The organism is Ruegeria sp. BHSC223, from assembly GCF_059613025.1.
Genome location: NZ_JBXWRR010000018.1, coordinates 1 through 25729 on the forward strand (window position 1 = coordinate 1; position 25729 = coordinate 25729).

Consider the following 25729-nt stretch of genomic DNA (forward strand, 5'->3'; position numbering starts at 1 on the left):
GGGAACCGACACCAAAGGCAAGCAAGAGGTCGAGGCCGCCCTGCTGGCCCGCGCCAGCGTATTCACGGACGAGGTCGCGCAATCCATCAGCATCGGCGAGGCGCAGCACGCGGTGGCGCAGGGCCTGATCCAGGCGGCTGACGTGACGCAGATCGGCGCTGTCATCAAAGGGACCAACCCGGGCCGTATCTCCGATGCGCAGATTACCCTTTTTGACGGGACAGGCGTCGGTTTGCAGGACCTTGCCGTCGCCGCGACCGTCGTCGACCGCGCCCGCGCCGCCAATGTTGGCACCGAAATTGAGTTCTAAACCCGGTCCTGTCCGGCCGACCAGTTCCCTCATCGGCCCCGGCCTGCGGGACCGGGGCACACTCAACCGCTAAAGCTTTTCCACCGCTCTGCAGCACATCGCAATCAGAGCAACCAACGCTCTGGCAGCAGTGTGGCCGGCCCCCGCCTGATCCCGGCGCCTGCTTGATCTATATCGACAACGCTTCGCTAAACATATGTATTTTCTTGCATGCGTTTTTCCAGCTGCCGAGTCGTGATCTGCTCGTTTCCTGCCCGGCACACCTGACACAAGTCGGCGAGCAAGGCGCGCAAGGGTAAGGAGTCGCGGATCAAAATAGGAGGAGAACCTATGAAGCAGTTACACGTAACTGCCCGTCACGTCGAAAATTCCTGAAGCTGGCTGCTGGAAGCGCCGCAATAGCGGCCATCTCCGAGCCGGCCCCGGTTCAGGCTCAGATTACCACAAAGGCCCGGATCGTGATCATCGGCGCGGGCGCCGGCGGGACAGCGCTCGCCAACAGGCTGGTCCGCCACCTTGTCGGCGCCCAGATCACGCTTGTCGATCCGCGCAAAGAGCATCTATACCAACCTGGTCTCTCACTCGTCGCCGCCGGTCTGAAGCCCGCAGGTTACGTCGTTTCAAGGACAACGGATTGGCTTCCTAGCGAGGTGAGACTGATCCAAGAGGCGGCGGTGGCCATTGATCCCGTTGCAAAAACCGTAGCGACGGCAGACGGACAGACGCTTCAGTACGATTATCTTGTGGCAGCACCTGGGCTTGCTCTCGATAATGACGCGATCGAAGGGTTCTCGTTGGATATGGTCGGTCGGGATGGGATCGGGGCGCTATATGCAGGCCCGGAATATGCTGAAAAAACATGGCAGGCAGCGTCGAAATTCAGCGAAACCGGAGGCGTTGGTCTTTTCACGCGGCCCGAAACCGAGATGAAATGCGCGGGCGCGCCCCTAAAGCACACGTTTCTGATTGATGACATCACGCGCCGGGCCAGCAACCGGAGCAAAGCAGAGTTCGTCTACGCCGCGCCGCAGGGGGCGCTGTTTGGCGTACCGATCGTCGCCGAAAAGGTGCGGATGCTCTTTGCCGACCGAGCGATAGAGACCCGGATGCATCACAAATTGCAGTCCATCGACGCAGGTCGGAAACGCGCAATCTTCGCGGACTAAGACGGCTTCGATGTCGAGATAGACTATGACTACATCCACATCATTCCTCCGCAGCGCGCGCCCGATGTGATCCGGCAATCCGATCTGTCCTGGACAGATAAATGGACCGATCAGGGATGGGTCGAAGTGGACGCCCTGACATTGCGGCACCTTCGCCACCCCGAGGTCTGGGCGCTTGGAGATGTGGCAGGCGTCCCAAAGGGCAAGACGGCGGCAAGTGTCAAATGGCAGGTCCCGGTGGTCGAGGATGGGCTATTGTCTGCCATCGCCGGCACCGAGCCGACCGAAACCTACAACGGCTACACGTCCTGCCCGCTGATCACCAGGGTCGGGCGCGCAATGCTGATCGAATTCGACTACAACAATGATCTGGTGCCCTCCTTCCCGGGTTTGATCGCTCCTCTCGAAGAGCTTTGGGTCAGCTGGCTGATGAAGGAAGTCGCTTTGAAAGCAACTTACAACGCGATGCTGCGCGGTCGCGCCTAAAGAGGAGTCACGGCGATGAAAGACCTGACATTCGAGACACTTCTAGCCGTTTTCCAAGAGATCTTTGGGCGCTGGCTCTTCTGGTCGATGGTCGGTGCGGCAATCATCGTAACGGTGGCCTATCTCTACGTCCTTGTCCGTGATCGTAAGGTTAGCTGGACCAAGTTTCTGCTTGCTCAACTCTCGATGCCCTTCGGCGCAGTTGCCGCGGTCTGGTTTGTGCTGTTCATGACCCACTCGCACCTGGCCGATATGGGCGGCCCAATAGATATCATTCTTCTGCTCGGGATAGCAGGCGTAGGAGCGATTGGGGCGGCGGTGCTGATTTACACCCTTCAATCCTTGATCAAGGGCGCGCACGAAATCGACTGACCCCAGCGGCCATCCTGATGCAATGCGCTGGCCCCTTCTGAACAGCATCGTTCTGCAAGGTGACAGGAGGATCGGTACCACGCCCGTGCATACCTTTCGTACGGGACATGAAAAAAGGCGCGGGGATTGCCCCCGCGCCGAAATTTTTTTGCCAGTCAGGCTCAGCCGATGATCGCGTTCAGCGTCGCAGACGGCCGCATGATCGCCGCCTTCTTCTCGGCCGAAGGCTTGTAATAGCCGCCGATATCGGCGGATTTGCCCTGGGCTGCGGCCAGTTCGGTCAGGATCGCCTGTTCGCCATCGGCCAGCGCCTTCGCCAGAGGGGCAAACTCGGCGGCCAGTTCGGCATCGTCGGATTGCGCCGCCAGCGCCTCGGCCCAGTAGCGGGCGAACCAGTAATGGCTGTCGCGGTTGTCGGGCTGACCCACCTTGCGGCTGGGGCTGCGGTTGAAATCCAGAATGCCCTGGGTCGCCGCCTCGGCGGCGCGGCCCAGCACCCCGGCCTTGGCATTGCCCCGGCTGTCGGCGAGGAAGTTCAGGCTTTCCCCCAGTGCGCAGAATTCCCCCATCGAATCCCAGCGCAGGTGGTTTTCCTCGACCAGCTGTTGCACGTGTTTCGGGGCCGAGCCGCCGGCGCCGGTCTCGAACAGCCCGCCGCCCTGCATCAGCTTGACGATCGACAGCATCTTGGCCGAGGTGCCCAGCTCCAGGATCGGGAACAGGTCGGTCAGGTAATCGCGCAGCACGTTGCCGGTGATGGCAATGCTGTCCTTGCCGGCGGTGATGGTCTTGAGCGATTGCGCCGTCGCCTCGCGCGGGGCCAGGATCTGGAACTTGTCGGCCACGCCCGCGGCTTCGAGCGCCGGTTTGACATAAGCGATCAGCTGCGCGTCATGGGCGCGATTTGCGTCCAGCCAGAAGATTGCCTCGGACCCGGTCAGGCGCTGACGGTCCATCGCCAGCTGGATCCAGTTCTCGATGGGCGCCTTCTTGACGGTGCAGGCGCGCCAGATATCGCCCGCCTCGACCGCATGCGAATGCAGCACGTCGCCATTGGCCAGCACGATACGGATGGTTCCGTCTGCGGGCGCCTCGAACGTGGTCGGGTGCGACCCGTATTCCTCGGCCTTCTGGGCCATCAGGCCAACGTTGGCCACCGACCCGGCGGTGGTCACGTCCAGCGCGCCGTTGGCCTTGAAGAAGTTGATGGTCTCGTCATAGACGGTCGCATAGCAGCGGTCGGGGATCACGCAATTGGTGTCGCCCTTGGCACCGGTCTGGTCCCAACCCTTGCCGCCCGCGCGGATCACGGCGGGCATCGAGGCGTCGATGATCACATCCGACGGCACGTGCAGGTTGGTGATGCCCTTGTCGCTGTCGACCATGTACATGGCCGGACGATCCGCCTTGACCGCCTCGATGGCGGCCAGGATCTCGGCGTCGCCCTTCACCCGCTCCAGCAGGTCGCCCAGACCGGAATTCGGGTTCACCCCCAGCGCCGCCATGCGGTCGCCGAATTTCTCGAACACCGGCGCCAGCCAGGCCTTGACCGCGTGACCAAAGATGATCGGGTCCGAAACCTTCATCATCGTGGCCTTCATATGCAGCGAGAACATGGTGCCGTCGGCCTTGGTGTCCTCGATGGCATGAGCCAGAAAGGCCCCCAGCGCCTTGACCGACATGAACGTCGCATCGGCAACCGTGCCTTCGTCCAGCTGCCAGTTCTTCTTCAGCTCGGTCACGCTGCCATCGGCGCCGATGAACTCGATCCGCGCCTTGCCCGCCTGCGCGGCGGTGATGGTGGCCGATTTCTCGTTGGCATAGAAATCGTTGCCCGGCATCGAGCTGACCTTGGTTTTCGAGGTCGAGACCCATTCCCCCATCGAATGCGGGTTCTTCTGCGCATAGCTCTTGACCGCCTTGGCCGAACGACGGTCCGAGTTGCCTTCGCGCAGGACCGGGTTCACCGCCGAGCCCTTGATCGCGTCATAGCGCGCACGGATCTCCTTTTCCGCATCCGTGGCGGGCGCCTCGGGATAGGACGGGATGTCGTAACCCTGGTTCTGCAATTCCTCGATCGCGGCCACCAGCTGCGGCACCGAGGCCGAGATGTTGGGCAGCTTGATCACATTGGCGGTGGGCGTCTTCACCAGCTCGCCCAGGGCGGCCAGATCGTCGGACTGGCGCTGATCGGCGGTCAGGTTTTCCGGGAAGGTCGCGATGATGCGGCCCGCCAGCGAGATATCGGGGGTTCCAACGGTGATATCCGCCGCCGAAACGAACTTGCGGATGATCGGCAGGAACGAGGCGCTGGCCAGCTCCGGCGCTTCGTCTACAATGGTATACAATATGTCGGAGTTCATTTTATCAGCCATATTCTCTTACCTTTTCTAGCCTTTCCTGGGGCGTGCGATCCGAGAGTGTGTTGCCACATCCATTGCGGCGCGGCGGAATCGGACCAGGGGTCCGACACCGGTTACTCTGATTTGACAGGCTCCCCATACATGGGCGCGCGCCGCGTTTCAATCGACGGAGACTGCGCATTTTGCCCCAGTCTGCGCAAATCCGCGTGCGAGGGGGAGAAGGGCGCCAGATTGGTGCGGCTTGATGTGTGCAAAAACTTGAAGTTTTGAGTATTTATAGCGCAATGGTTTCACCGTCCTGCATCAAGTCTCGGCAGGCACTTTTGAGCGGCATATCCTGCACATCAGGCCGGATGTCCGCTATGCGGGACCTTCCTGCCATACTCTCATGCGGCTATTGCTGACGCAGAAAATGCTTGCGGGCGCGGCATGGTTCTCGCTGTAAAGTAGCATGTGTCGCCAGAGCGGTCATTGAACGCCCAACAGAGGGGCGAAATTCAAATCATCCTTTCTCTGCAATCAGGATCATTTAACAAGGAGCGGGACCCTTCCGCCATTGGCGTCTAGCTGTCAGAGGTCCGCTTTAGAAGGGCTCACTGAAATAATTTGGTTTTTGCTCATCAATCAAGTGACCCTTGCCTGCGGGCCATGTTGTTGAAACAATAAGTGGCTTTCAATCGGAATCCAGACCGTGAATCTGACGGATGAAGAAGCTGACCTGATCTTTTCGATCATGCGAGACCTGAGTGGCGAGTTCGACCATTATGAGGTCCGTCGGCGTGTGGGTCAGAAGATGCTCGACCTGCTGAAAGCCGACTATTTCGCATCCTACATCTGGGACGACGATGCGCGGAAGTTTGTGTCCTGCGTCCAGATCAACATGACGGACGACAACCTGCGCAGGTACGAAAGCTACTTCCAGTTTCATGACCCGATCACGCCAACACTGCAAAAACGAAAGAAGGCAACACCTGTCAGCGAGGTGATGCGGCATGACCGTCTGGTCAAGACCGAATTCTTCAACGATTTTCTGAAACAGGACGGTCTTTGTTACGGCATGAACTACTTTGCCTATGACAGGGGCGACAATATTGGGGACCTCCGGATATGGCGTGGGGCGAACCGTGAGGACTTTACACCCAGGGAGGCCCAGATCGTAGATGCTGTTGGGCCGAGCCTAGTCAATGCCCTGATCCGGGCGAAGAGCGCGGTCGAGCAGTTACCGTCCCTGAGATTTGCCCAGATCGCCAATGATTTGGGGTTCACGGTTCGGGAGGCCGAAGTGGCCGACCTCCTGGTCACGGGGCTCACCGATGACGAAATCTGCGGCAAACTCGGGTTTTCCAAACCCACGCTTCGCTCCCATATTGCATCCATCTTCCGAAAATCGGCGCTGAACCGGCGCACTCAATTGGCTCAGTTCTTGGCCGAGAAAAATCATCATTTGTGATGATAGGCAACTGATCCTGCCAGTTTCTATTCTGTTCTCCAATCATCAGGGAGGCAAGGATGTCGCTGGATTTGGAGTGTTTGGATGCGGTCGCCACGGTGGCTGCGATCAGGGATGGATCGGTTTCTGCGGCAGAATATGCCGAGGCTTTGGCTGATCGGGCCGCGAAACACTCGGACCTGAATGCGGTTCAGAGTTTCGATGAGGAACACGTCGTCCGGACGGCAACCAAAGCCTTTGAGACCCACCCAGGGGCGGCACTGGCCGGTCTGCCGGTCGTGGCCAAGGACAACATCAACACAACGAACTACCCGACCTCCGGTGGCACGAAGGCTCTTCTGGACCATACCCCAGCCACAGATGCCGGTGTTGTCCAGCGGATCAACCAGGCGGGCGGCTTCATCGGGGCCAAGGCCGCGATGCATGAACTGGCCTTCGGCATCACGTCAAACAACGCGGTTACCGGGGCCGTGCGCAATCCGAACAATCCGGCCATGATCCCCGGTGGGTCATCGGGTGGCACCGCAGCCGCCATTGCCGCCGGAATTTTCCCCGCAGGTCTGGGCACGGATACCGGCGGGTCCTGCCGTATTCCTGCGGCTCTCTGTGGCGTAATTGGCTTCCGTCCGACGACCGGGCGCTATGACGGCGGCGGTGTTGTTCCGATCTCGCACACCCGCGATACAGTCGGCCCTCTGGCTCGAAGCGTTCGCGATATCGCTCTCTTTGACAGCGTTCTATCGGGCGACAACGCCGATATTGCCAGTGTCGAGTTGACCAATGTCACGCTTGGCGTTCCCCGGCAGATGTTCTTTGACAACCTCGACCCGGCGGTCGCCGAAGCGGTCGAGGCACAGCTTTCCTTGCTATCTTCTGCAGGAGCCAAGTTGGTCGATGTCAACTTTGAGCCGATCTGGCCGCATAACGAAGCCTTCAGTTTCCCGGTCGTGTTCTACGAAGTCATGCGCGACCTTCCGGCCTATCTGGCCAAACACGCCCCGGACGTATCCTTCGAAACACTGGTTGCTGGCATTGGATCACCGGATGTGGCCGGGGCCATCGGCAGCCAGCTTGGGGATGAGGCGATGCCGGAAGCCGCCTACCGTGCAGCACTGGATGTGCATCGCCCGGCGATGCGTCAAATTTACGGTCAGGTTTTTGAGGCGAACGGGCTGGACGCGATCGTCTTCCCGACGACGCCCCTGCCTGCCAGGCCCATCGGGCAGGACGAAACTGTCACACTGAACGGTGACCAGGTCCCGACCTTCCCGACTTACATCCGCAATACCGACCTGGGATCAAATGTCGGCACTCCCGGCATTTCACTTCCATGCCCTGTGTCTTCGGGTCTTCCGGTCGGCATCGAGTTTGATGCCCTGCCCGGAAAGGACCGGTCGCTACTGGCCCTGGCACGGGCGGTAGAAAAAGCAATGGCGCAATAGACGCCATTTTCAACAAAGGGAGGAACTCATGTTGAAATCAACGACGAAACTCTTGGCCAGTGCCGCAATGGCCCTGACACTCGGAACCGTATCCGCCACCGCCGACATCAAGGTCGGGGTGCTGGTGCCCGATTCCGGACCGGCGGGCCTCTTCGGGCCGTCCACAAGGAATTCGGCCAAACTGGCGGCAGAGAAGATCAACGCAAGCGGCGGTATCAATGGCGAACAGATCGAACTGGTCTTCGCCGATGTCGGTGTGCCCCCGGCAGAAGCCACTCAGGCCGCGTTGCGGCTGTGGAAAGGGGAAGGTGCCCAAGCCTTTGTAGGCATGCATGACTCGGCGGTACGTGAAGCCCTGATCGGGCGATTTGGCGGGCAGGTCCCGTATGTTTACACACCGGTCTATGAGGGCAATTCCTGTGCGGACGGGCTATACATCACTGGTGAGACCCCGAGCCAGCAGCTTGCCCCTGTCATACCCCACCTCGCCGAAAAAGAGGGCGTGTCAAAATGGTATCTGATCGGCCATGACTATAACTGGCCCCGTGACACCAACGCCTTGGCCAAAGGCTATATCGCCGATGCAGGTGGTGAGGTCGTGGGTGAGGAATACGTCCCCTTCACGGTTGCTGAGTTCGACTCTTCGCTTCAGCGCATCAAGGAAAGCGGTGCCGACGCGGTGCTGATCACCCTTGTGGGTGGCGGTTCCGTAGGCTTCAACGTAAGCTTCGCAGGCTTCGGACTGGATGAACGGGCCATTCGCCTGGGCACCCTGATCGAAGAAAACACCCTCGCCGGTATCGGTGCGGACAATGCGGATCGGCTATTCTCATCTTCCGGCTATTTCGCTTCTATCGAGACCGAAGGGGCAGCGTCTTTCGCAGCCGACTACTCGGCTGCATACGGGGCAGATGCACCGGCTCTGAATGGTCTGGGACAGTCGGCCTATGAGGGTCTGATGCTGCTGGCCGCTCTGGCCAACAAGGCAGGCAGCCTTGACGTTGCTGCCATGGATGCCGCCGCAGAAGGCACCACATGGACCACCCCGAGAGGTGATAACACCCTGACGGGGCATCATATGGCGCAGACGATCTATCTCGCCGATGGCAGCGGCGGGGCGTTCAACATCGTCGCGTCGTTCGACAACGTGGCGTCGTCCGAAGCCTGCTCGAACTGACCTCCCACCCATGACGTCTGTTCTCATCCTCAATTTGGCCTGGCAGATCAGCACCTTGGCTTTGGTCGCCCTGGGCTTGGCCATTGTCTTTGGCAAGCTCAGGATCATGAACATGGCGCATGGGGAATTCGTGATGATCGGGGCCTATGCTCCGGTCATCACATCGTCGCTGGGTCTGCCCGGCTGGCTACAACTCCCCGTCTGCCTGCTGACCGTGGCGTTCGTCGCCTTCATCTTGGAGCGGGTAGTCATCCGCCACCTCTATGGCCGGATGTTTGACAGCCTTCTGGCGACCTGGGGCATTGCCATTCTGCTGCGTGAGGCCGTGGAACTGATCTTCGGACGCGGCTATCAGTCCGTCAGCCCACCCATCAGCGGCACTCTCAGCGTTCTTGGTTCCGACTATCCCGCCTATCGCATCGCCGTCATCATCGGCATCATCATCGGATTTGCTGCCCTCTACTGGTGGAATGCCCGATCCAAGGTCGCCACCCGGATCAAGGCGATGGTCGGCAATCCGGACTTGGCCGAGGCCATCGGTATCAACACGGCCCGTCTGTCCGCCGGAGCCTTCATCTTCGGCTGCTGCACTGCGGGTCTGGCCGGATTGATCCTTGCCCCGACCATCCGCATCGAACCGATGATGGGCCTCGACTACCTGATCCGGTCGTTCTTTGCCCTTGTTGTTGGTGGCCTCGGCAGCCTCGAAGGGCTTGGTATCGGTGCCGGAATCATCGCGGGCACTCAGTCCTTCCTCGGGGCTGTCGTCAGCCAGACCTATGGCTATCTGGCCGTGCTGACCCTCTCAATCCTCTTTCTCTGGTTGAAACCTGATGGCATCCGTTCTTCTTCCCGTTAGTCTGCTTCTGGCGGTCCTGCTGTTGATCCCGGAGCTTTTCGGGGACTTCACAGCCTACCAGATCGGGCTTTACCTGATCTACGGCATCGCGGCCCAGGGGATCGGCTTTCTCTGGGGCAAGACCGGGGTGCTGCCGCTTGGTCAGGCCCTGTTCTTCGGCGTCGCGGCCTATATTACCGCCATCACCCTACGGGCCGAAGGCGGTCTGGTTCTGGACCTTGCCCTTGCCGCTGGTGTTTTGGTTATCATGGCAGTTTTTGCCTTCGCACTGGCCGCGCTGATCTTCAGGGGCCGCAACGAAAGCGGACCCTATTTCTCACTGATCACACTGGCTTTGGTGATGATTGCCGAACAGATCGCCGGAACGGCAACCAACCTGACCGGTGGCTTCAACGGGATGAGCGGGTTCCAGAGCCTCGGCAACCTCGACCCGTTTGGCGGGTTCTACTACGTCATTGTGACTGCAACTGTGGCGGTGAGCTTGCTCCTGTTCATCCTGAACCGGCTTCCGGTGAACTTGATCGCCAGGGCAGTCGCGAATAACGAACCCCGCCTGCAATTGCTCGGCTTCCCGACCCATGCCGTCAAGGGGGCGGTATTCGCGTTCTCTGCCGTTCTCACGGCATTGGCCGGGGGGCTCTTTGCCTCGCATCAGGGCATTGTGACCCCGACATCAACCGGATTTGCCCTCTCCGCCGAGATGGTGATCCTCGCTGCCGTCGGAGGCCGCTTCCACGTTCTCGGCCCGCTGATCGGGGCCGTGATCGTCGGCTGGGCCTCTGCCGAGTTGCGCGACAGCTTCCCCTATTGGGAACTCCTGATGGCCGTGGCCTTCATTCTCGTCGTTTTGAAGGCCCCTGGCGGCATCGCGGAATTGCTGGAATCCGCCTACCGACGCTTCAGACCAGTTGGGACAACGGTACCAAAACCGGCAATAGTAGCTCCAAAGCCCAGGAACGGCGTTGCCAAATCTCGCCTCCAGTTCGACGATGTTAAGCTCAGCATCGGTGTTGTCCGCATCCTGAACGGTGTTTCCTTCGAAACCCCAGCAACCGGCATCGTCAGCGTGATCGGGCCGAACGGGGCAGGAAAGACCAGCGCCCTAAACACCATCACCGGCAATCTTCGTCTGACCAGCGGGAGTATTTCGCTTGGCGACACCCGCATCGATAGCAGGCCACCACACATGGCCCTTGGCGTCGGCATCGGTCGCAAACTGCAAGTGCCATCGGTGTTCTTCTCCATGAGTGTGTCCGAGAACCTGTCGATTGCCATGATGGCGAACCGTGCAGGACTGATCGACCTGTTCCGCCCAACGACATTTCAGTGGCGGTCAAAACCACTGGCAGACCTTCTGGAGCATCCCTCGGTTCCGCTTCAGGAAGAACTGGTCCAACCCGTCGAACACCTTCCCCAAGGGCACCGCCAGTTCCTGGAATACGCAATGACCATCGCTGCCGAACCGCCGGTTCTGTTGCTGGATGAGCCATGTGCAGGACTGTCCCCCGATGAAACGGGCCTGATGACAGACCTGGTGCGCGACTACCAGGCCGATACGGGTGGGCTCGTAATCGTCATCGAACATGACATGAGCATCGTCGAGGCGATCTCGGACAAGGTTCTTGTCCTGCATCTGGGCCAGGTCCTGGCCTTTGACACGTTCGACAAGGTGCGGAGTAACCCGGACGTTCAGGTCGTCTATGCCGGAGGAACGAAATGACCGCACTCTTGGAAATCGATACCCTGACCGGAGGCTATCGCGACACCAAGGTCCTGTTCGATGTGTCCGCCCATATCGAGGCTGGAAGCGTTCTTGGTGTTTTCGGTCGGAACGGTGTCGGCAAAACCACCCTTGCCCGCCTGGTGCAGGGTGGACTTCACCCAGTTCACGGTGACATCCGGTTGAATGGTCGTTCAGTTGGCGACCTCCCCGCACATGCCCGGCGGGGCCAGGGTATAGGCTACATGCCACAAACATCCATGGTGTTTGATGATCTGACGGTCAGGGAGAACCTGACGCTCGGGAATGCCCGGGAGGAAACTGAAACGTATTTCGACCGGTTCCCCCGATTAGCCGAGCGGCTGGACCAACCAGCAGGAACCATGTCGGGTGGGGAACGAAAAATCCTGGCCTTTGTCCGAACCATGATCGAGGACACGCAGGTGATTATTCTCGATGAACCTTCTGAGGGCGTCCAGCCTGAAAACATCGACCACATGGCCGAGTGCCTGAAGGAGCGGGCATTGGCAGGTGCCGGAATTCTGTTGTGTGAACAGAACCTGAGCTTTCTAACCGGAGTTTCGAATTGGTTCTTGGGGCTGGACGCAGGCAGGGTGGTTCTGAACAAGTTGGCAAGCGAAGTGCCGGCTTCGGAATTGAGGTCGATCTTAAGCTTGTAGTTTGAAGTGGCCCACTCAATTCCGTTAGTTTCGAGATGGGCTGATGCAAGAACACGGCCATTCGTTTTGTCTGCAGTATTCGACATAGCGCGCTCTTCAGAAACCTTCGCCGTGTGATCTACGTACGACAGGTATAGTATGAGCGACCTTTCGCTGCACCGGGCATGCACTGGCAATTTGCGGACTTTGCGGCCGGTCGACCTTCCGGGGCGAACGGCTGTTGTCTGCGCATAGTGTCCGAGTAGCCTGGGACCCGCCACAACAAACCTCGAATTGCTGCCGGCGCAAACAAGTGCATCAGGCAGGTTCGCAAGCGGCCGATCATACAAAGAACAACCAACCGAAACCGTCATATGGCGGCAGCGAGCCCACTGCGGCCTTTTCTCGACCGACCATTGCTGCAACCCGGCAAATGGCCACTGCCGGCTCAAAAAAATATTGTGAGGCTATTTCTAGACGCCGATTGCTTGCTAAGACACGCCGGGTTCGGCCAATTTGAAGACCTCCAGCGGTTCGCGGAGGCCCTTCAGAGTGATCTCTCCTCGGGACTCGACAGGATAATCGTCTTCGACAGCGATGCTCGCCTTTGGACTGAGAAGGATTTCCCCGTCACCGGCTTCATCGCAAAGCCGCGACGCAAGGTTAATTGCGGTGCCAGAGGCCGTGTAGTCAAAGCGGCCTTCGGTGCCGACCATGCCAACCGTTGCATAGCCTAAAGATACGCCAACTCCGAAGCCGAGCCTGTAGCCCATGCGCTTCCACATCCTGCACAGGTCGGCCATCCTTTCGCGCATGGCGATCGCGAGGCGAACGGCGTCGCCAGCGGGATCTTCACATGGGATCGGATCATTGAATAGCACCATGACCCCATCGCCCATCCGAAGATCGACACCGGCACCATGCAAATTTATCAGTTTGCCCATTTCCTCATGATAGGTTTGCAGCACGTCGATTGTTTCTTCCGGCTCAGCCGTCTCGCAGAACGCGGTAAAGCCCCGGATGTCACAAAATAGAACGCCAAGCAGCGCGCGGTGGCTTTGCAGCATTCGCTCGGAACCGGACGAGACGATTGTGTCCGCCACAGCTGACGGCAAGAACCGCTTCAGCCGTCCCATTCGCTCAATCTCGGTGACCTGATCGCTGACTTTGGCCTCCAAGGAAGCGTTCAGGGCTTGAACCTCTAAGGTTCGCGCCTGTAGCGCGCGGAACTGACGGGCATTCTCGATGGCTATGACGGCCTGCGCCGCGAAGGCTTCAACCATAGCTATATCGTCACTCGAAAAGGGCTGAACCCGTTTGCGATAAAGGATCATCGAGCCAAACCCTGTGTCGGAGGTCAGCAGGGGGACGCACAGGATGGTTCGCATGCCCTCAAGATCGACCTGATTGACGCGCTCGACATTGCCCTCGCGATAAAGATCGGTCTCCACGATATCGTCGATCGCAATCACGCGGCGCTCCCGGATGCATTGGGCGGCACCTAGGGGCGATGTGGCGAGGTCTGCAGTCCAGTCTTCGAACATGGATTGAAAAGGGGCGCCGACCCCGTACTGTGCCGGGCCAGTCAGGTACTGCCCGCTCTCATCGAGCACTGTAATGAAACCCGACTGCGCATCGCAGACGCGGCAGGCGTTTTCCAGAATGGTGTGAAAGACCGGAATATCGTCTTCGCGGGAGGCACTGATGGCACCGAGGACGCGACTTGTAGCGGCTTCGCGGTCCAGACGTTTCTGCAGGTTGCGGAACTGGCGGACATTTTCCAGCGCAATAGCAGCCTGAGAAGCAAATGTCTCGACCAGGGCAATCTCATCGGGTGTGTAGGGATGAACCTCCGTCCGAAACAGGATGAGAACGCCTTCACCGCCTTCCGACGTTAGCAGCGGCACGAACAGGTTTGTGCGAATGCCGGTATCATCCACGACCGACGTGAAGTGTGAGACGCCGCTTCGATATCCGTCCGTATCGGCCATGTCCGCGACATGGACCACTTTGCCCGTCAGAATGGCTTTCGCTGAAAGCGAAATGTCGGGGTTCATCGAAACCTCCCCGCGCGCATACACATCCAACGTCGCATCGCTGACACCGCGCGAGACCGCCATGCGCTGATGCGGATCGCCCTTCTTGCCGAGGGCCAAAGCGCCTGCACTCGCACCGCACAGATGTATGGCATTATTTAGAATGACGTCGAAGACCGGCATCTCATCATCGCGGTGTTGATTGATGACCTGCAAGATTTCCTTTGTTGCCGCCTCCCGCTCCAGCCGCGTCCGCAGCTCCCGGAACTGTCGAATGTTTTCCAGAGCAATCACGGCTTGGGTGGCGAAGGTTTCGACAAGCGCAATCTGTTCGTCGTTGTAAGGACGGACTTCGTGACGAAAGATGATGAAACAGCCGATCCCCTCACCGTCTTTGATTAGCGGAACAAAGAGGTTAGTGCGGATGCCCTGAAGATCGCACAGTTCCACCACATTCGGGATACCCGCCCGGTACTCGTCGGTGTCCATCATGTTCGGCAGATGAATGGGCCGCTTCTCAAGGATGGCACGTGCGGCGAAGGAGCGTTCCGGGTCCATCGGCACGCGGCGAGCACTGTAGATATCCTCCGTGCTTTGTACGGCGCCGTGATGTGCGATCATGGTTTGATGGCTGTCGGTCCGGCGTCCAAGGACGAGGGCGGCAAAAGGCGCTTCGCAGAGCTTGCGGGCGTTGCCAAGAATGGCGTCGAACACAGGCTGTTCGTCGTCGCTTGCGTTGCTGATCGCCTCCAGGACTTCACGCGTGGCGGCGGAACGATCGAGACGATTCTGCAATTCGCGAAACCGGCGTACGTTCTCGATCGCGATCACCGCCTGTTTGGCAAAGTTTTCCACCAAGGCAATGCTTTCATCCGAGAACGGAGCCACTTCACGGCGGCTGAGAACAATTGCACCGATACTCACGCCCGCTGCGATCAACGGCACGCAGAGATAGGTCCGGTATCCTTCTTCCTCGACCATCCTTTTTCGGGTTGGATTACCACCGAGATAGAGTTCGGTTTTTGACAGATCGTGAATGTGGCGGAGAACACCCTCGCGAATTGAGGTCGGCAGATCGTTTGGCTGGTCCAGCGGCATGACCTCACCCACGCGGAATGACCGCATCTCATCGCCCCAAGCTGCGACGCAACGATATGTCTCGCGTGCGCTGTCAGCAAGTTCCAGCCGCGCCATGGGCGCGTTGCACAGTCTGGCGGCGTTGCGGAGGATCGCGTCGAACACAGGCCCTTCGTCATCCCGCGACATGCTGATTGCATCCAAAACCTCGCGGGTTGCGGCAGCCTGAGACAGGCGCGCCTCCATCGCGCCGATCTGACGGGCATTCTCGATCGCTATGGCCGCCTGATCGGCGAAAGCCTGCGCCAGTTCGAGCGCGCGGTCGTTGAACGGATGCACACGGGTCCGGTAGACGCTGAAGACGCCGATCAAACGTCCCCCGGAGGTCATCGGGATCGCTGCCAGTGAGCGCGCTTGGCCGAACTTCACCGTCGCAAAGCGCAGCGGGTTTTCTTCATGGCTGATGTCCTCGGCACCCACATCGCCGATGCTAACCGGCTTCAGCGATCTGGCGGCCCTGCCGACCGCGGTATCCGGCCCCGGATTGAATAAACCTTGGCTCGCCAGCCAGTCTGCGAAAGGCGTGCTGATGTTGCAGGACCGCATTTCGGTAAACGCGAAATCCCCATGGTGCTCCAATAGGATACCAAACTCGGCCTCACAAATCTCGAGGGCCTGTCCGAGCACTTCGTCGATCACGTCATTGAGATTCGCGCTGCTTTGACTGATGATCCGCAGGACACGTGTCAGCGTGCGTTCGCGCCTTATCGCATCATCGAGTTCAAGCGCCAGATCTGCGGCCAGGCCAGCCTTGTCATGATCATCGGTAGGTACGGTCGTGGGATCGACAAGCGCCTGCACCAGCGCGATCTTGGATGTGACGTTGAGCTTGCTGTAGACGGTGCGCAGATGCGACCGGACGGTGGTTGGCGAGATGCCCAACTCTCGCGCTATTTCCTTGTAGCTGGCTCCGTCGGCGTAAGCAGCAGCAACCTCGGCTTCTCTTTTCGAAAGCGTTTCAACAGTTTGTGCCGGATCCGTCATGCCACCCCCTGCAAATGTAGTAGCAGCATACCCCACATCCCTCCTGCATCAATTGGTTCATCTGCACGATATCGCGGCGCCAGCTCGCTGCGTACCTTTAGTGGACGACGCGGGGAAAGGCCCCGCAGTTTACCAAGGAGACCAACAGATGAGCATGATCACAGATGCAAAAGCATTCTTCGAAGCCTGTGAAACGGGCAAAGGGTGGGACGGGTGCGCGCAGTTCTGCACCGCAGATGCTAGCTTTTCCTGCCAAGCCGGCGCGCTGGAGGATACGCACACGCTGGAGGCATATGCCGAATGGATGAAGGGCATGCTAACGCCGATCCCCGACGGCCACTACGAATTGAAGGGGTTCGCAGCAGACGAAGACCGAAGCATTGTGCTGGCTTTCGCAGTTTTCCACGGCTCACAAACCGGCCCAGGCGGGCCAGTCGATCCGACAGGTGCAGCTGTTGCGACTGACTACGTCTATGCCATGGAATTCGCGGGTGGGAAGATCACGCACATGACGAAGGTCTGGAACGATGGTCATGCGCTGAAACAGCTCGGTTGGGCCTAGTTCCAAAATCGCGTGCGCTCCGGTGGTCCGATGCGTTCGGCACTTGACCGGGCTTGAAAAACACAGTTCGCGGGCGACGATCTGATCGCTGCCTGCGGGCTCAAGGTGACCAACAGAGCTTTTCCAACACTGCGATTATGCCCAACCACACCTTTCCGTCCTGTCGGCCCGTTTACAGTGCCGTCTGCCGCTAGCCGAAGGTCTTTGCTGTTTCAGGTCATTCAGCATGGAAACTTTCACCAACTGACTATTATCTTCGTTGCTATGCTGCGAACAACGGGTTCGTCCAAAGTGCCGTCGGTCGCCCAGCCTATCATGCTGCACAGTGCGCCGACTGCCGCTTCGATGAAGCTGCGATGCGGCAGAGCGGTACCCAGGTAACGGCCGAAGTCGCCCCGCGCCATCATGGGCTACGGCAAAGGCCGCGAGGCCGCCTGTTTCGCCGCCCTGACTCATTCGGTGAATTATCCGACAATCCTATTGTCGCCCGATGACGAGACCCTCCTAAACATCGGTGTGACCGGCTGCGAGAGTCGGCGCCTGCCGGACAGGGTCTTTACCGAGAACCCGGAGGCTGACGCGCGCACCGCCGTCCTTCTGTTCTTCCATGACCACGACCGGGAGCCGGCGCTGCTCTTGGGAGCGCTCGATACCCCCGCCTTCTACATCGGCGCCCAGGGTAGCCAGCGCGCCCGTGAAGAACGGCACCGGCAGCTTGCGAGCCTTCCTGCAGGGTGATCACCAGGACATCGAGGAAGTTCGGATCCCAGTCTGCGGCCTTCCAGAGCGCCGGCCAGGCCAGCCCGCGAATACAGCCACCACCCAGCTCTGCACCCAGAGGAACAGGAGCGTCGAGCCGAAGAGCCAGACCATGGCGTACATGATCGGCAAGCCCATCAGCTTGGGTGGCCTGAGTAGGCCGATGAACACGCGGGACTGGTCAGCCATGGACCCCAAAGAGCGCGAATTGCTGAGACAGATGCAAGCCGCCCCGACTGCGAACCGCCAGTTCCACGCGTCCGACCTGTGTCGTTTGATCGGTCACGCTGCCTACGAAGCGCGAGTACTGGGTGTAATCCGCAAGTTTGGGTGTCAGAGGTTTTCAGCAACCTTGGCGGTGCACGGACGAGCGGTGCAGGCAGGGGAGATATCCAGGTAGGTTCGTTTGGCAGGCGTTGGAGGGGGGGAACCCCCCTACAGGTGTCAAGATCCGATAGTGAAGTTTTTGTTATGACATGTTCAGAGCGGATCCGGAAATCGTGCAAGCTTCTCGCTGTCGCATGTCAGCTCAATCGTTTGCCAATTTGAATCCATGCCCTTCGGTGTCCAGCCAAGCCTCAACGGCAACTGCTGCCAGTGTGATGTCTTCGGCACCGCCCATGCCTTTGTCGTCAAGTCCGCCCTTGACGACCCTGACGTTGACGTCGCCGAAAGGAAGTGCGGATGCCACGGCCTCTTTGTCCACTTTGTCCGGTGCTGGCACACCAATGGTCACATCTACACGCATTTCCGAGGGGTGCTTGTAACTGTAGAAAATTGTCAGCGAACTGTGCCGGATGGCGTCGGAAATGCCTCGCAACGCAGCTTTGGTATAGTCATGGCCATGTACATCGGCGCCCATTCCAAGTTCACAGATAAGCGGCTTCATGACGGTATCTCCACATCATAGGAAACGGTGACGATTGCGTTCGCAATCAGGGTTTTGTGGCCCATCATCTCTACCTCAAGGCCACCATTTACAGCTTCGGCTGAGACTATGCCCGCTGGCACCTCGGCTTTGACGATCTCCAAATCAACGGCATCCGGATTGGCGACACCCACGCGGATATGGACGATCATCGCGTCCAGTGGCAGGTCAAAGGCCGCACCCGCGACAAGGAAATTGCGGTGCAAGGCATCGTGCACGGCGCGGGCAGCAGCCTTGCTATAGTCCTGTCCTTTTAGATCGGTGCCCATGCCCATCTGAACAGCAAATTGCGTTTTCGGCATCGTTTACTACCTATTCTTTCATGCGGTTTTCGACGAGATCGTCAACAACAGCCGGTTCCGCGAGAGTTGAGGTGTCGCCTAGTGAGTCGAAGTCGTTTTCGGCGATCTTGCGCAGGATGCGGCGCATGATCTTGCCCGAACGGGTCTTGGGCAGGCCCGGCGCCCATTGGATCAGATCCGGTTTGGCGATGGGGCCGATCTCCTTGCGCACCCAGACCTCAAGCTCTTTCCGCAACTCGTCGGTAGGGTCTTCGCCCGCCATCAACGTGACATAGGCATAGATGCCCTGGCCCTTCACCGGATGTGGATAACCGACGACAGCGCTTTCGCTGACCTTGGGGTGGGCAACCAGCGCGCTTTCGACCTCGGCGGTGCCCATGCGGTGGCCCGAGACGTTGATCACGTCATCGACCCGGCCGGTGATCCAGTAATAGCCGTCGGCATCGCGGCGGCAGCCGTCGCCCGAGAAGTAATAGCCCTTGTAGTCGGTGAAATAGGCCTGCACGAAACGGTCGTGATCGCCCCAGCAGGTGCGCATCTGGCCGGGCCAGCTGTCTTTCAGGCAGAGCACGCCCTCGGCGGCAGTTTCGGTCTGTTCTTCGGCGGTCTGCGCGTCGAGGATCACCGGCTGCACACCGAAGAACGGCTTGGTGGCGGAACCGGGCTTGGTCGCGGTGGCGCCGGGCAAGGGCGTCAGCAGGTGGCCGCCGGTTTCGGTCTGCCACCAGGTGTCGACGATTGGGCAGCGGCCGTGGCCGACGACATCGTTATACCAGTTCCAGGCTTCGGGGTTGATCGGTTCTCCCACGGTACCGAGGATGCGCAGGCTCGACAGGTCGTGTTTCTCGACCCATTCCTTGCCCTGACCCATCAACGCGCGGATCGCGGTGGGGGCGGTGTAGAACTGGTTGACCTTGTGCTTTGCGCACACCGCCCAGAAGCGGCCAGCATCGGGATAGGTGGGCACACCCTCGAACATCAGCGTGGTGGCGCCATTGGCCAGCGGGCCATAGACGATATAACTGTGGCCGGTGACCCAGCCCACGTCCGCCGTGCACCAGAAGATGTCGCCGTCGTGATAGTCGAAGACATACTGGTGCGTCATCGAGGCATAGACCAGGTAGCCGCCCGACGTATGCACCACGCCCTTGGGCGCGCCGGTCGAGCCCGAGGTGTAGAGGATAAACAGAGGGTCCTCGGCGTTCATCGCCTCGGGCACGCAATCGTCGGCGACCCGGGCTTCCATCTCGTGCAGCCAAAAATCGCGGCCGTCCACCATCGGGATATCGCCGCCGGTGCGCCTGACGACCAGCATCTTCGGGCTGGACTTGCACTTACCGAAGGCCACGTCCGCATTGACCTTAAGCGGCGTGTTGCGACCGCCGCGCGGGGCCTCGTCTGCGGTCACGACCACGGCGGCGCCGCAGGCGTCGATCCGGGCGGCCAGTGCGTCGGCAGAGAAGCCGGCGAAGACCACCGAATGGATCGCGCCGACCCGCGCACAGGCCAGCATCGCATAGGCGGCCTGTGGGATCATCGGCATGTAAAGCACGACGCGGTCGCCCTTGCCGACGCCCATCTCTTTCAGGACATTGGCGAATTTGCAGACATTGGCGTGCAGGTCGCGATAGGTGATGTGCTGCGCCTCAGCGTCCGGATCATCGGGTTCCCAGATGATCGCGGTCTGATCGCCGCGGGTTTCCAGGTGACGGTCGATGCAGTTGGCGGAAACGTTCAGCTCGCCATCCTCGTACCACTTGATCGACACGTTGTCATAGGCAAAGGACGTGTTCTTGATCCGGGTCGGCGCTTTGATCCAGTCCAGCCGGCCGGCCTGGTCGCCCCAAAACCCTTCGGGATCGTTCACCGATCGGTCATACATCTGCTGATACGTGGCGGCATCCGCATGCGCCTTGGCAGCAAGCCCTGGGGACGGTTGGAACAGTTCTCGTGACATGGATATTCCTATTGCGAATGAGTGGCGTTCGCCCTATTGCGCTTGACCTTGAGGCGGTCGAAATCTTCTTCGGCGTGATAACTGGATCTGGTGAGGGGGCTGGCCGACACCATGGCAAACCCCTTTGATTTCGCAATTCGCTCCAGCCTGGCGAATTCCTCAGGGGTCACGTATCGCTTGACCGGATAGTGCCGTGGCGTGGGCTGCAGGTATTGGCCGATGGTCAAGAAATCGACCTCGGCGGCCCGCAGGTCGTCCATCACCTGCAGGATTTCCTGGTCCGTTTCGCCCATCCCCACCATCAGGCCCGATTTTGTGGCGACGTCCGGGTCGAGATTCTTGACGCGTTTCAGCAGGTAGAGGGATCCGAAATAGCGCGCGCCTGGACGGACTCTGAGATAGAGGCGCGGCACGGTTTCGATGTTGTGATTGAAGACATCCGGCTTGGCCCGCATCACCGTTTCAAGCGCGGTCGCATCTGACATCCGGAAATCGGGTGTTAGAATTTCAATCGTCGTGTCCGGCGTTTTGCGCCGGATCGCGCGCAATGTCCGTGCGAAATGTTCTGCCCCGCCGTCCTCCAGATCATCGCGATCCACCGAGGTGACCACGACATGGCGCAGACCCATTTTGGCCACGGCGTCCGCGACCCGGGCAGGCTCGAAGACATCCAATGCATCGGGCCGTCCGGTCGCAACATTGCAAAATGCGCAACCGCGGGTGCAGGTATCACCCATGATCATGAAGGTCGCGTGCGATTTTGACCAACACTCGCCGATGTTCGGACAGGCGGCTTCTTCGCACACGGTGGTCAGCCGCTGACCCCTGACCGTGGTGCTGGTGCTCTCGAACACATCTCCACTCGGCACTCGCACCCGCAGCCATCGGGGTTTCGGCAACGGTCTTGTCGCGTCTACTTTCTGTTTTTCAGGGTGCCTTATCCGTTGCGCCGCCGCGGTCACGTTACTCTCCGTTTTCTGGTTCTGACCTTGGTTTGATGGATCACATTGCCAAGAGGTCTTTGGCTGCTAGACCCTCTCGCCCACGTCATCAAAAAAATGCAGGTGGCGCAGATCAAAGCTCACCCGCTGCACCGCATTCTCTTTAAGGGTGACCTGGCCGGGAGCGCGTATCTTGACAATCTGATCACCCAGATAGGCGTTGATAATCGTATAGCTGCCCAGCGGTTCGACAGAACTCACATTCACATCAATACTCGGGTTTCCCTCACTTTCGCCGAGCCAGATGTCTTCCGGGCGCACACCCAAAGTGCCATCGCCGCCTTTGCGCGTTGCTCCGACTATGGGAATTGGTGGCAACGACGAGGTATTGAAATGAACGCCGGACTCCGAGTACGCGCCCTTGAAAAAATTCATGGGTGGTGAGCCGATAACTCCGGCCACGGCCACTGAATTGGGGGTGCTATACACCTCGTCGGGCGTCCCGATCTGGGCAATCTTGCCGTCGATGATCACTGCAACGCGGTCAGAGATTGCCATGACCTCTTCTTCGTCGTGGCTGACATAGACAAACGTCTGGTTGTTCTCGCGCTGCAGCCGTTTGAGTTCCACCCGCATCTCTTCGCGCAATCGCGCGTCAAGCGCCGCAATCGGTTCGTCCAGCAGCATGGCCCGGCTTTCGGCTGCAAAGGCTCGGCCCAGGGCAATCCGCTGACGTTCCCCGCCCGACATTTGTGCAGGGTTTTTGTGCAGGATGTGGCTGACATGCAGAACCTCGGACACGAAATCGAGTCTTTCTTCGATCTCCTTCTCCGACGCGCCGCGTTCTTTGAGGGGAAAGATGATGTTTTCCCGTCCCGTCATATGCGGAAACAGCGCCAGGTTCTGAAAGACCATGGAGATATCGCGTTCAGCAACATCCAGAGCCGCACCGTCCTTCCCCGAGAGCGTCACGGTCCCCTCCTCGGGCTGCAAGAGCCCGAGGATTAGTTTCAGGATCGACGTTTTCCCGGTGGATGGCGGGCCGAAGATGCCAAAAAACTCCCCCTGCGCCACGCTCATGCTGATCGGGCCGAGTGTAAAACCAGGGTATCTTTTTACCGCGTTCGAAATCTCAATCGCTGTCATCTTACTGTCCTCCCAGCCTGCGGCCCGACTCCAGGTCAAATGCCATGCTTGCCCCTGACGGCAGATAGAAGGGAACGTCGTCCCCGACCCGCAGCTGCGCCTGATCATCGAACGCGAGGAACATGGTTTCCTGAACTTGCAGATAGGCCAGCCGTTTCGGCCCGACCCGCTCCAGTACCTCGACCTTGCCCTGCATCCGAATGTCGTTGTCAGCGCGCTTCTCACCGAAATAGATGTCCTGCGGACGAATTCCGAAAGACCCGCTGTGCACTTTCGCATCGCTGGTGAAAGCGGTTTTCACCTGCCCGTCCAACCGGATCTCTGCGCCGCCGTGCAGCATCAGTCGAAGGGCGCCCTGTTCCTCGCGCAATTCGCCATCAACAAGGTTCATGCGTGGACTGCCGACGAAGTTTGCGACAAACCGATTCTGAGGGTCGTTGTAGATGTCGAGCGGTGCGCCGTATTGCATCAGTTTTCCCTGATCGATGATCGCTATCTTGTCGGCCAGGCTCATCGCTTCGATCTGGTCATGGGTGACGTAAATCATTGTCTGGCCGAATTCGTGCTGCAGCACCTTCAACTCGGCCCGCATATAGGCGCGGAATCCCGCATCGAGGTTCGAGAGCGGTTCGTCCAGCAGGAAAATTCGCGGCTCGACGATGGCAGAGCGGCCGATGGCCAGTTTCTGCATTTCGTTCACCGACAAGCTCGAGGCCGGTTGGTCCAGCCTGTGCGAAATGCTCATCCGGTCGGCCATAGCTTTCACCCGGCGCTCGATTTCGGATTTTCCGACCTTTTTCACCTCAAGCCCATAGGACAGGTTCTTGTAGACGCTCAGATGCGTGAAGATCGCGTAGTTCTGGAACACGAAACCGATATTGCGGTCTTGCATCCGCACGTGGCCCAGGTCCTGGTTGTCGAACAGGATCGCGCCTTCGGTGGCGTCTTCCAATCCGGCTATCATGTTCATCGTCGTGGTTTTGCCACAGCCCGATGGGCCCAGCAGGGCAACAAATTCACCCTCCTCGATGTCAATGGAGATGTTGTCGACGGCGGTGAAATCGCCAAAGCGTTTGGTAACGTTCTGAATCTGGATAGATGACATTCCCTGCCCCCCTTATTTCTTGGCCATGTAGGACAGGCCCTTGACCGCAAGAATGCTGAGCGCGATCAGGATCGACAGGCCGATGGTGGCCACATAGGCCCACTCCAGATCACCGAAGGTCTGTTTGTAGAGAAAGACCGAGATGGTTTCCGTCTGCACACCCGGTCCGCCCTTGGTCATGATGAAGACCAGATCGAAGATCTTGAAACATTCGACTGCGCGCAGCACGAGCGCGATAATGATGACAGTCTTCATGCGCGGCAGGATGATCTTGACGAAGTTCTGCCAGTTCGACCCGCCAAGAAGCTTTGCCGCCAAGAGCTGATCCGAGGGCACGCCCAACATCCCTGCCAATAGGATCAGGAACATCAAAGGCGTCCACTGCCAGATATCGGCAATGATGACCGAAATCATCGCGCGATTCACATCCGTGAGCCACGAAAACTCTGCCGGCAGGCCAAGATGGTCATTGACTGGCCCAGTGCCCTGGAACAGCAGGAAGAACATCAGGCCGACGACGGCGGGCACGATCATCATCGGGGTCAGCATGATCGAGTAAAAGATCTTGCGCCCCGGAAACTTGTCGATGAAGAGATAGGCAAGCGCCATGCCAAGGAAGAATTGCGCGGGCACCGCTACGATCATGATGAGAACCGTGCGCCAGAGCGCCCCCCAGAAACGGGGATCGGTTATCATGAACCAATAGTTTTCGCCCCAGTTGAAGACTTCCCATGCCTGATACCAGGGGATGCCTTCCAACGGAGTCCACCAGGTGAAGGACAGGTAAAGCTGCATCAGGAGCGGAAAGACCACGATGAACAGCAACAGCAGCAAGGTCGGCAAAACGAACCAGAAGCCCATGCGCGGCCCGTCGCGGGCGACCTTTTGCCAGTAGCCCATGGTGTCGGCATTTCCCGTGGTGTCAGTGAGGGTTTGATCGGTCATTGTTTCAGTGCTCCGAAGGTTAGGCCACGCACTAGGTGCTTCTGAATCATCAGGCCGAAGACGACAGGAGGAATGGCAGCGATCACGCCGAGGGCGGCTTTCATGCCGTACATCTGACCGCCCATCGCTGAGGTCAGAGTTGCCATGTAGACTGGCAAGGTGACCCATTCCTTCTGGGTCAAAAGCAGCGCCAGCAGGTAGTCCGACCAGTTGAGGATGAAGACAAACAATGCGCAGGTCGCCAGACCCGGTTTCACAATCGGTAGCGTGATCCGATAGAAGACCCGCCAGTACGAACAGCCCGCCACGCGCGCCGCGTCTTCGATCTCGACTGGCACTTCCTCGAAGAAGGTCTTCATAAGCCAGAAGGCGAAAGGCAGGGTGACGATCCCGTAGATCAGGCTCAGGCCCCACCAGGTATCCACAGCGCCGATAAAGGCCCACATCACCATGACAGGGATCATGACCGCCAGGGGCGGGAAAAGTCGCAATTGCAATACCGACAACGGCAGGGATTGCGCCAGGCCGAACCGTACGACTGCGTATGAAGACAGCGTGCCGCACACGACCGCGATAAGCGTGCCACAGATCGAGGTCACGAGGCTTGCGATCAACGGGCCTGAGATCGTTCGGTCGAGACTGACGACCAAACCCTCGGCATGACCGTAGAAGATAAACTCAAAATTCTGCCAGGTCGGGTTTTGGGGGAACCACGTCAGGCCAGAAACCGTTGTCCATTCCGGGTAGGGTTTGAAGGCCATCGTGACCATCCAAAGCAGTGGATAGAGCACGACTGCGCTTGCGAGCAAAACAAAGAAGTATTTCAGCGCCATGGCGCTTGCCGAGGTTTTCACGGGCCCACCCCCTATCATTTCAAGTGTTTTGATGTTCGGGGCCCGGGCATGTTTCCGGGCCCCGAAGAC

At 59.2% G+C, this 25729-nt stretch carries 23 protein-coding genes and 1 pseudogene; 12 read left to right on the forward strand and 12 right to left on the reverse strand.

Translation table 11 applies throughout. The annotated features are described in order from the left end of the window. Nucleotides 1-310 (forward strand): annotated as a pseudogene (locus AC2FNY_RS18290) (ornithine cyclodeaminase family protein); the annotation flags it as partial. A gap of 356 nt (nucleotides 311-666) precedes the next feature. On the opposite strand, the gene AC2FNY_RS18295 reads toward AC2FNY_RS18290, so the two are convergent. Next, nucleotides 667-870 carry a hypothetical protein gene (locus tag AC2FNY_RS18295; RefSeq protein WP_496803363.1) on the reverse strand — a complete coding sequence of 68 codons (204 nt, stop codon included), beginning with the start codon at nucleotides 868-870 and terminating at the stop codon, nucleotides 667-669. Between AC2FNY_RS18295 and AC2FNY_RS18300 the strand changes: the two genes are divergently transcribed. The 3 genes from AC2FNY_RS18300 to AC2FNY_RS18310 all read left to right on the forward strand — a co-directional run bounded on the left by AC2FNY_RS18300 (nucleotide 814) and on the right by AC2FNY_RS18310 (nucleotide 2334). Then, on the forward strand, nucleotides 814-1476 hold the full coding sequence (locus AC2FNY_RS18300) for an NAD(P)/FAD-dependent oxidoreductase (protein WP_496803361.1): 663 nt from the start codon (nucleotides 814-816) through the stop codon (nucleotides 1474-1476). The genes AC2FNY_RS18295 and AC2FNY_RS18300 overlap by 57 nt on opposite strands. A gap of 66 nt (nucleotides 1477-1542) precedes the next feature. Continuing rightward, a complete protein-coding gene (locus tag AC2FNY_RS18305) occupies nucleotides 1543-1962 on the forward strand; it encodes a hypothetical protein (protein ID WP_496803335.1) in 420 nt (139 codons plus the stop codon). Nucleotides 1963-1977: 15 nt separating this feature from the next. Continuing rightward, nucleotides 1978-2334, forward strand: a complete 357-nt coding sequence (locus tag AC2FNY_RS18310; protein ID WP_234163278.1) for a DUF5368 domain-containing protein — start codon at nucleotides 1978-1980, stop codon at nucleotides 2332-2334. Nucleotides 2335-2495: 161 nt separating this feature from the next. On the opposite strand, the gene AC2FNY_RS18315 is transcribed toward AC2FNY_RS18310, so the two are convergent. After that, on the reverse strand, nucleotides 2496-4709 hold the full coding sequence (locus tag AC2FNY_RS18315) for an NADP-dependent isocitrate dehydrogenase (RefSeq protein WP_496803336.1): 2214 nt from the start codon (nucleotides 4707-4709) through the stop codon (nucleotides 2496-2498). A gap of 679 nt (nucleotides 4710-5388) precedes the next feature. On the opposite strand from AC2FNY_RS18315, the gene AC2FNY_RS18320 reads away from it, so the two are divergent. Genes AC2FNY_RS18320 through AC2FNY_RS18345 form a run of 6 tightly spaced genes read left to right on the forward strand, consistent with a single transcriptional unit; the run spans nucleotide 5389 to nucleotide 12025 of the window. Beyond that, nucleotides 5389-6147 carry a helix-turn-helix transcriptional regulator gene (locus AC2FNY_RS18320; RefSeq protein ID WP_496803337.1) on the forward strand — a complete coding sequence of 253 codons (759 nt, stop codon included), beginning with the start codon at nucleotides 5389-5391 and terminating at the stop codon, nucleotides 6145-6147. 59 nt (nucleotides 6148-6206) lie between these two features. Beyond that, nucleotides 6207-7589 carry an indoleacetamide hydrolase gene (iaaH, locus tag AC2FNY_RS18325; RefSeq protein ID WP_234168249.1) on the forward strand — a complete coding sequence of 461 codons (1383 nt, stop codon included), beginning with the start codon at nucleotides 6207-6209 and terminating at the stop codon, nucleotides 7587-7589. Between the two features lie 28 nt (nucleotides 7590-7617). Continuing rightward, complete coding sequence (locus AC2FNY_RS18330; RefSeq protein ID WP_234237898.1) at nucleotides 7618-8766, forward strand: substrate-binding domain-containing protein; 1149 nt, start codon at nucleotides 7618-7620, stop codon at nucleotides 8764-8766. A gap of 10 nt (nucleotides 8767-8776) precedes the next feature. Beyond that, nucleotides 8777-9625, forward strand: coding sequence for an ABC transporter permease subunit (locus AC2FNY_RS18335; RefSeq protein ID WP_234168251.1), 849 nt, complete (start codon nucleotides 8777-8779; stop codon nucleotides 9623-9625). Beyond that, nucleotides 9600-11345, forward strand: coding sequence for a branched-chain amino acid ABC transporter ATP-binding protein/permease (locus AC2FNY_RS18340; RefSeq protein ID WP_496803338.1), 1746 nt, complete (start codon nucleotides 9600-9602; stop codon nucleotides 11343-11345). The genes AC2FNY_RS18335 and AC2FNY_RS18340 overlap by 26 nt, the downstream gene beginning before the upstream one ends. Then, entirely contained in the window at nucleotides 11342-12025 is a 684-nt protein-coding gene (locus tag AC2FNY_RS18345; RefSeq protein WP_234176979.1) for an ATP-binding cassette domain-containing protein, read from the forward strand. Before AC2FNY_RS18340 ends, AC2FNY_RS18345 begins: the two co-directional genes overlap by 4 nt. Nucleotides 12026-12495: 470 nt before the next feature. Here the strand turns inward: AC2FNY_RS18345 and AC2FNY_RS18350 are convergent, their stop codons facing one another. Continuing rightward, nucleotides 12496-16161, reverse strand: coding sequence for a GAF domain-containing protein (locus AC2FNY_RS18350; RefSeq protein WP_496803339.1), 3666 nt, complete (start codon nucleotides 16159-16161; stop codon nucleotides 12496-12498). Nucleotides 16162-16309: 148 nt separating this feature from the next. Between AC2FNY_RS18350 and AC2FNY_RS18355 the strand changes: the two genes are divergently transcribed. Both AC2FNY_RS18355 and AC2FNY_RS18360 read left to right on the forward strand, forming a co-directional pair. After that, complete coding sequence (locus AC2FNY_RS18355; protein WP_234168256.1) at nucleotides 16310-16723, forward strand: nuclear transport factor 2 family protein; 414 nt, start codon at nucleotides 16310-16312, stop codon at nucleotides 16721-16723. Nucleotides 16724-17128: 405 nt separating this feature from the next. After that, on the forward strand, nucleotides 17129-17461 hold the full coding sequence (locus AC2FNY_RS18360; protein WP_234168257.1) for an XdhC family protein: 333 nt from the start codon (nucleotides 17129-17131) through the stop codon (nucleotides 17459-17461). Here the strand turns inward: AC2FNY_RS18360 and AC2FNY_RS18365 are convergent, their stop codons facing one another. From AC2FNY_RS18365 to AC2FNY_RS18405, 9 genes are all read right to left on the reverse strand, one after another. Then, nucleotides 17462-17671 carry a VirB3 family type IV secretion system protein gene (locus AC2FNY_RS18365; RefSeq protein WP_234168259.1) on the reverse strand — a complete coding sequence of 70 codons (210 nt, stop codon included), beginning with the start codon at nucleotides 17669-17671 and terminating at the stop codon, nucleotides 17462-17464. It abuts the gene before it with no gap. Between the two features lie 340 nt (nucleotides 17672-18011). Further along, nucleotides 18012-18371: a Lin0512 family protein gene (locus tag AC2FNY_RS18370; protein WP_234168261.1), complete on the reverse strand. Its 360-nt coding sequence runs from the start codon at nucleotides 18369-18371 to the stop codon at nucleotides 18012-18014. Continuing rightward, nucleotides 18368-18712 (reverse strand): Lin0512 family protein, encoded by a 345-nt coding sequence (locus tag AC2FNY_RS18375; protein WP_234168263.1) that lies wholly within the window; start codon nucleotides 18710-18712, stop codon nucleotides 18368-18370. The genes AC2FNY_RS18370 and AC2FNY_RS18375 overlap by 4 nt, the downstream gene beginning before the upstream one ends. A gap of 10 nt (nucleotides 18713-18722) precedes the next feature. Then, nucleotides 18723-20669: an acetate--CoA ligase gene (gene acs, locus AC2FNY_RS18380; protein WP_234168264.1), complete on the reverse strand. Its 1947-nt coding sequence runs from the start codon at nucleotides 20667-20669 to the stop codon at nucleotides 18723-18725. 8 nt (nucleotides 20670-20677) lie between these two features. After that, complete coding sequence (lipA, locus tag AC2FNY_RS18385) at nucleotides 20678-21631, reverse strand: lipoyl synthase (RefSeq protein WP_234237896.1); 954 nt, start codon at nucleotides 21629-21631, stop codon at nucleotides 20678-20680. Between the two features lie 66 nt (nucleotides 21632-21697). After that, a complete protein-coding gene (locus tag AC2FNY_RS18390; protein WP_496803340.1) occupies nucleotides 21698-22756 on the reverse strand; it encodes an ABC transporter ATP-binding protein in 1059 nt (352 codons plus the stop codon). 1 nt (nucleotide 22757) lies between these two features. After that, nucleotides 22758-23861 carry an ABC transporter ATP-binding protein gene (locus tag AC2FNY_RS18395; RefSeq protein ID WP_234168267.1) on the reverse strand — a complete coding sequence of 368 codons (1104 nt, stop codon included), beginning with the start codon at nucleotides 23859-23861 and terminating at the stop codon, nucleotides 22758-22760. 12 nt (nucleotides 23862-23873) lie between these two features. Continuing rightward, nucleotides 23874-24806 carry a carbohydrate ABC transporter permease gene (locus AC2FNY_RS18400; protein WP_234168269.1) on the reverse strand — a complete coding sequence of 311 codons (933 nt, stop codon included), beginning with the start codon at nucleotides 24804-24806 and terminating at the stop codon, nucleotides 23874-23876. After that, entirely contained in the window at nucleotides 24803-25660 is an 858-nt protein-coding gene (locus tag AC2FNY_RS18405) for a carbohydrate ABC transporter permease (protein WP_234168270.1), read from the reverse strand. Before AC2FNY_RS18405 ends, AC2FNY_RS18400 begins: the two co-directional genes overlap by 4 nt. Nucleotides 25661-25729 lie beyond the last annotated feature (69 nt).

Coding starts and splice junctions, on each gene's coding strand:
- AC2FNY_RS18340 (WP_496803338.1), top strand. CDS start 9,600: ATGGCATCCGTTCTTCTTCCCGTTAGTCTGCTTCTGGCGGTCCTGCTG.
- AC2FNY_RS18355 (WP_234168256.1), top strand. CDS start 16,310: ATGAGCATGATCACAGATGCAAAAGCATTCTTCGAAGCCTGTGAAACG.
- AC2FNY_RS18390 (WP_496803340.1), bottom strand. CDS start 22,756: ATGACAGCGATTGAGATTTCGAACGCGGTAAAAAGATACCCTGGTTTT.
- AC2FNY_RS18365 (WP_234168259.1), bottom strand. CDS start 17,671: ATGGCTGACCAGTCCCGCGTGTTCATCGGCCTACTCAGGCCACCCAAG.
- acs (WP_234168264.1), bottom strand. CDS start 20,669: ATGTCACGAGAACTGTTCCAACCGTCCCCAGGGCTTGCTGCCAAGGCG.
- AC2FNY_RS18345 (WP_234176979.1), top strand. CDS start 11,342: ATGACCGCACTCTTGGAAATCGATACCCTGACCGGAGGCTATCGCGAC.
- AC2FNY_RS18295 (WP_496803363.1), bottom strand. CDS start 870: ATGCTCTTTGCGCGGATCGACAAGCGTGATCTGGGCGCCGACAAGGTG.
- AC2FNY_RS18315 (WP_496803336.1), bottom strand. CDS start 4,709: ATGGCTGATAAAATGAACTCCGACATATTGTATACCATTGTAGACGAA.
- iaaH (WP_234168249.1), top strand. CDS start 6,207: ATGTCGCTGGATTTGGAGTGTTTGGATGCGGTCGCCACGGTGGCTGCG.
- AC2FNY_RS18400 (WP_234168269.1), bottom strand. CDS start 24,806: ATGACCGATCAAACCCTCACTGACACCACGGGAAATGCCGACACCATG.
- AC2FNY_RS18360 (WP_234168257.1), top strand. CDS start 17,129: ATGGGCTACGGCAAAGGCCGCGAGGCCGCCTGTTTCGCCGCCCTGACT.
- AC2FNY_RS18350 (WP_496803339.1), bottom strand. CDS start 16,161: ATGACGGATCCGGCACAAACTGTTGAAACGCTTTCGAAAAGAGAAGCC.
- AC2FNY_RS18335 (WP_234168251.1), top strand. CDS start 8,777: ATGACGTCTGTTCTCATCCTCAATTTGGCCTGGCAGATCAGCACCTTG.
- AC2FNY_RS18310 (WP_234163278.1), top strand. CDS start 1,978: ATGAAAGACCTGACATTCGAGACACTTCTAGCCGTTTTCCAAGAGATC.
- AC2FNY_RS18395 (WP_234168267.1), bottom strand. CDS start 23,861: ATGTCATCTATCCAGATTCAGAACGTTACCAAACGCTTTGGCGATTTC.
- AC2FNY_RS18330 (WP_234237898.1), top strand. CDS start 7,618: ATGTTGAAATCAACGACGAAACTCTTGGCCAGTGCCGCAATGGCCCTG.
- AC2FNY_RS18375 (WP_234168263.1), bottom strand. CDS start 18,712: ATGCCGAAAACGCAATTTGCTGTTCAGATGGGCATGGGCACCGATCTA.
- AC2FNY_RS18370 (WP_234168261.1), bottom strand. CDS start 18,371: ATGAAGCCGCTTATCTGTGAACTTGGAATGGGCGCCGATGTACATGGC.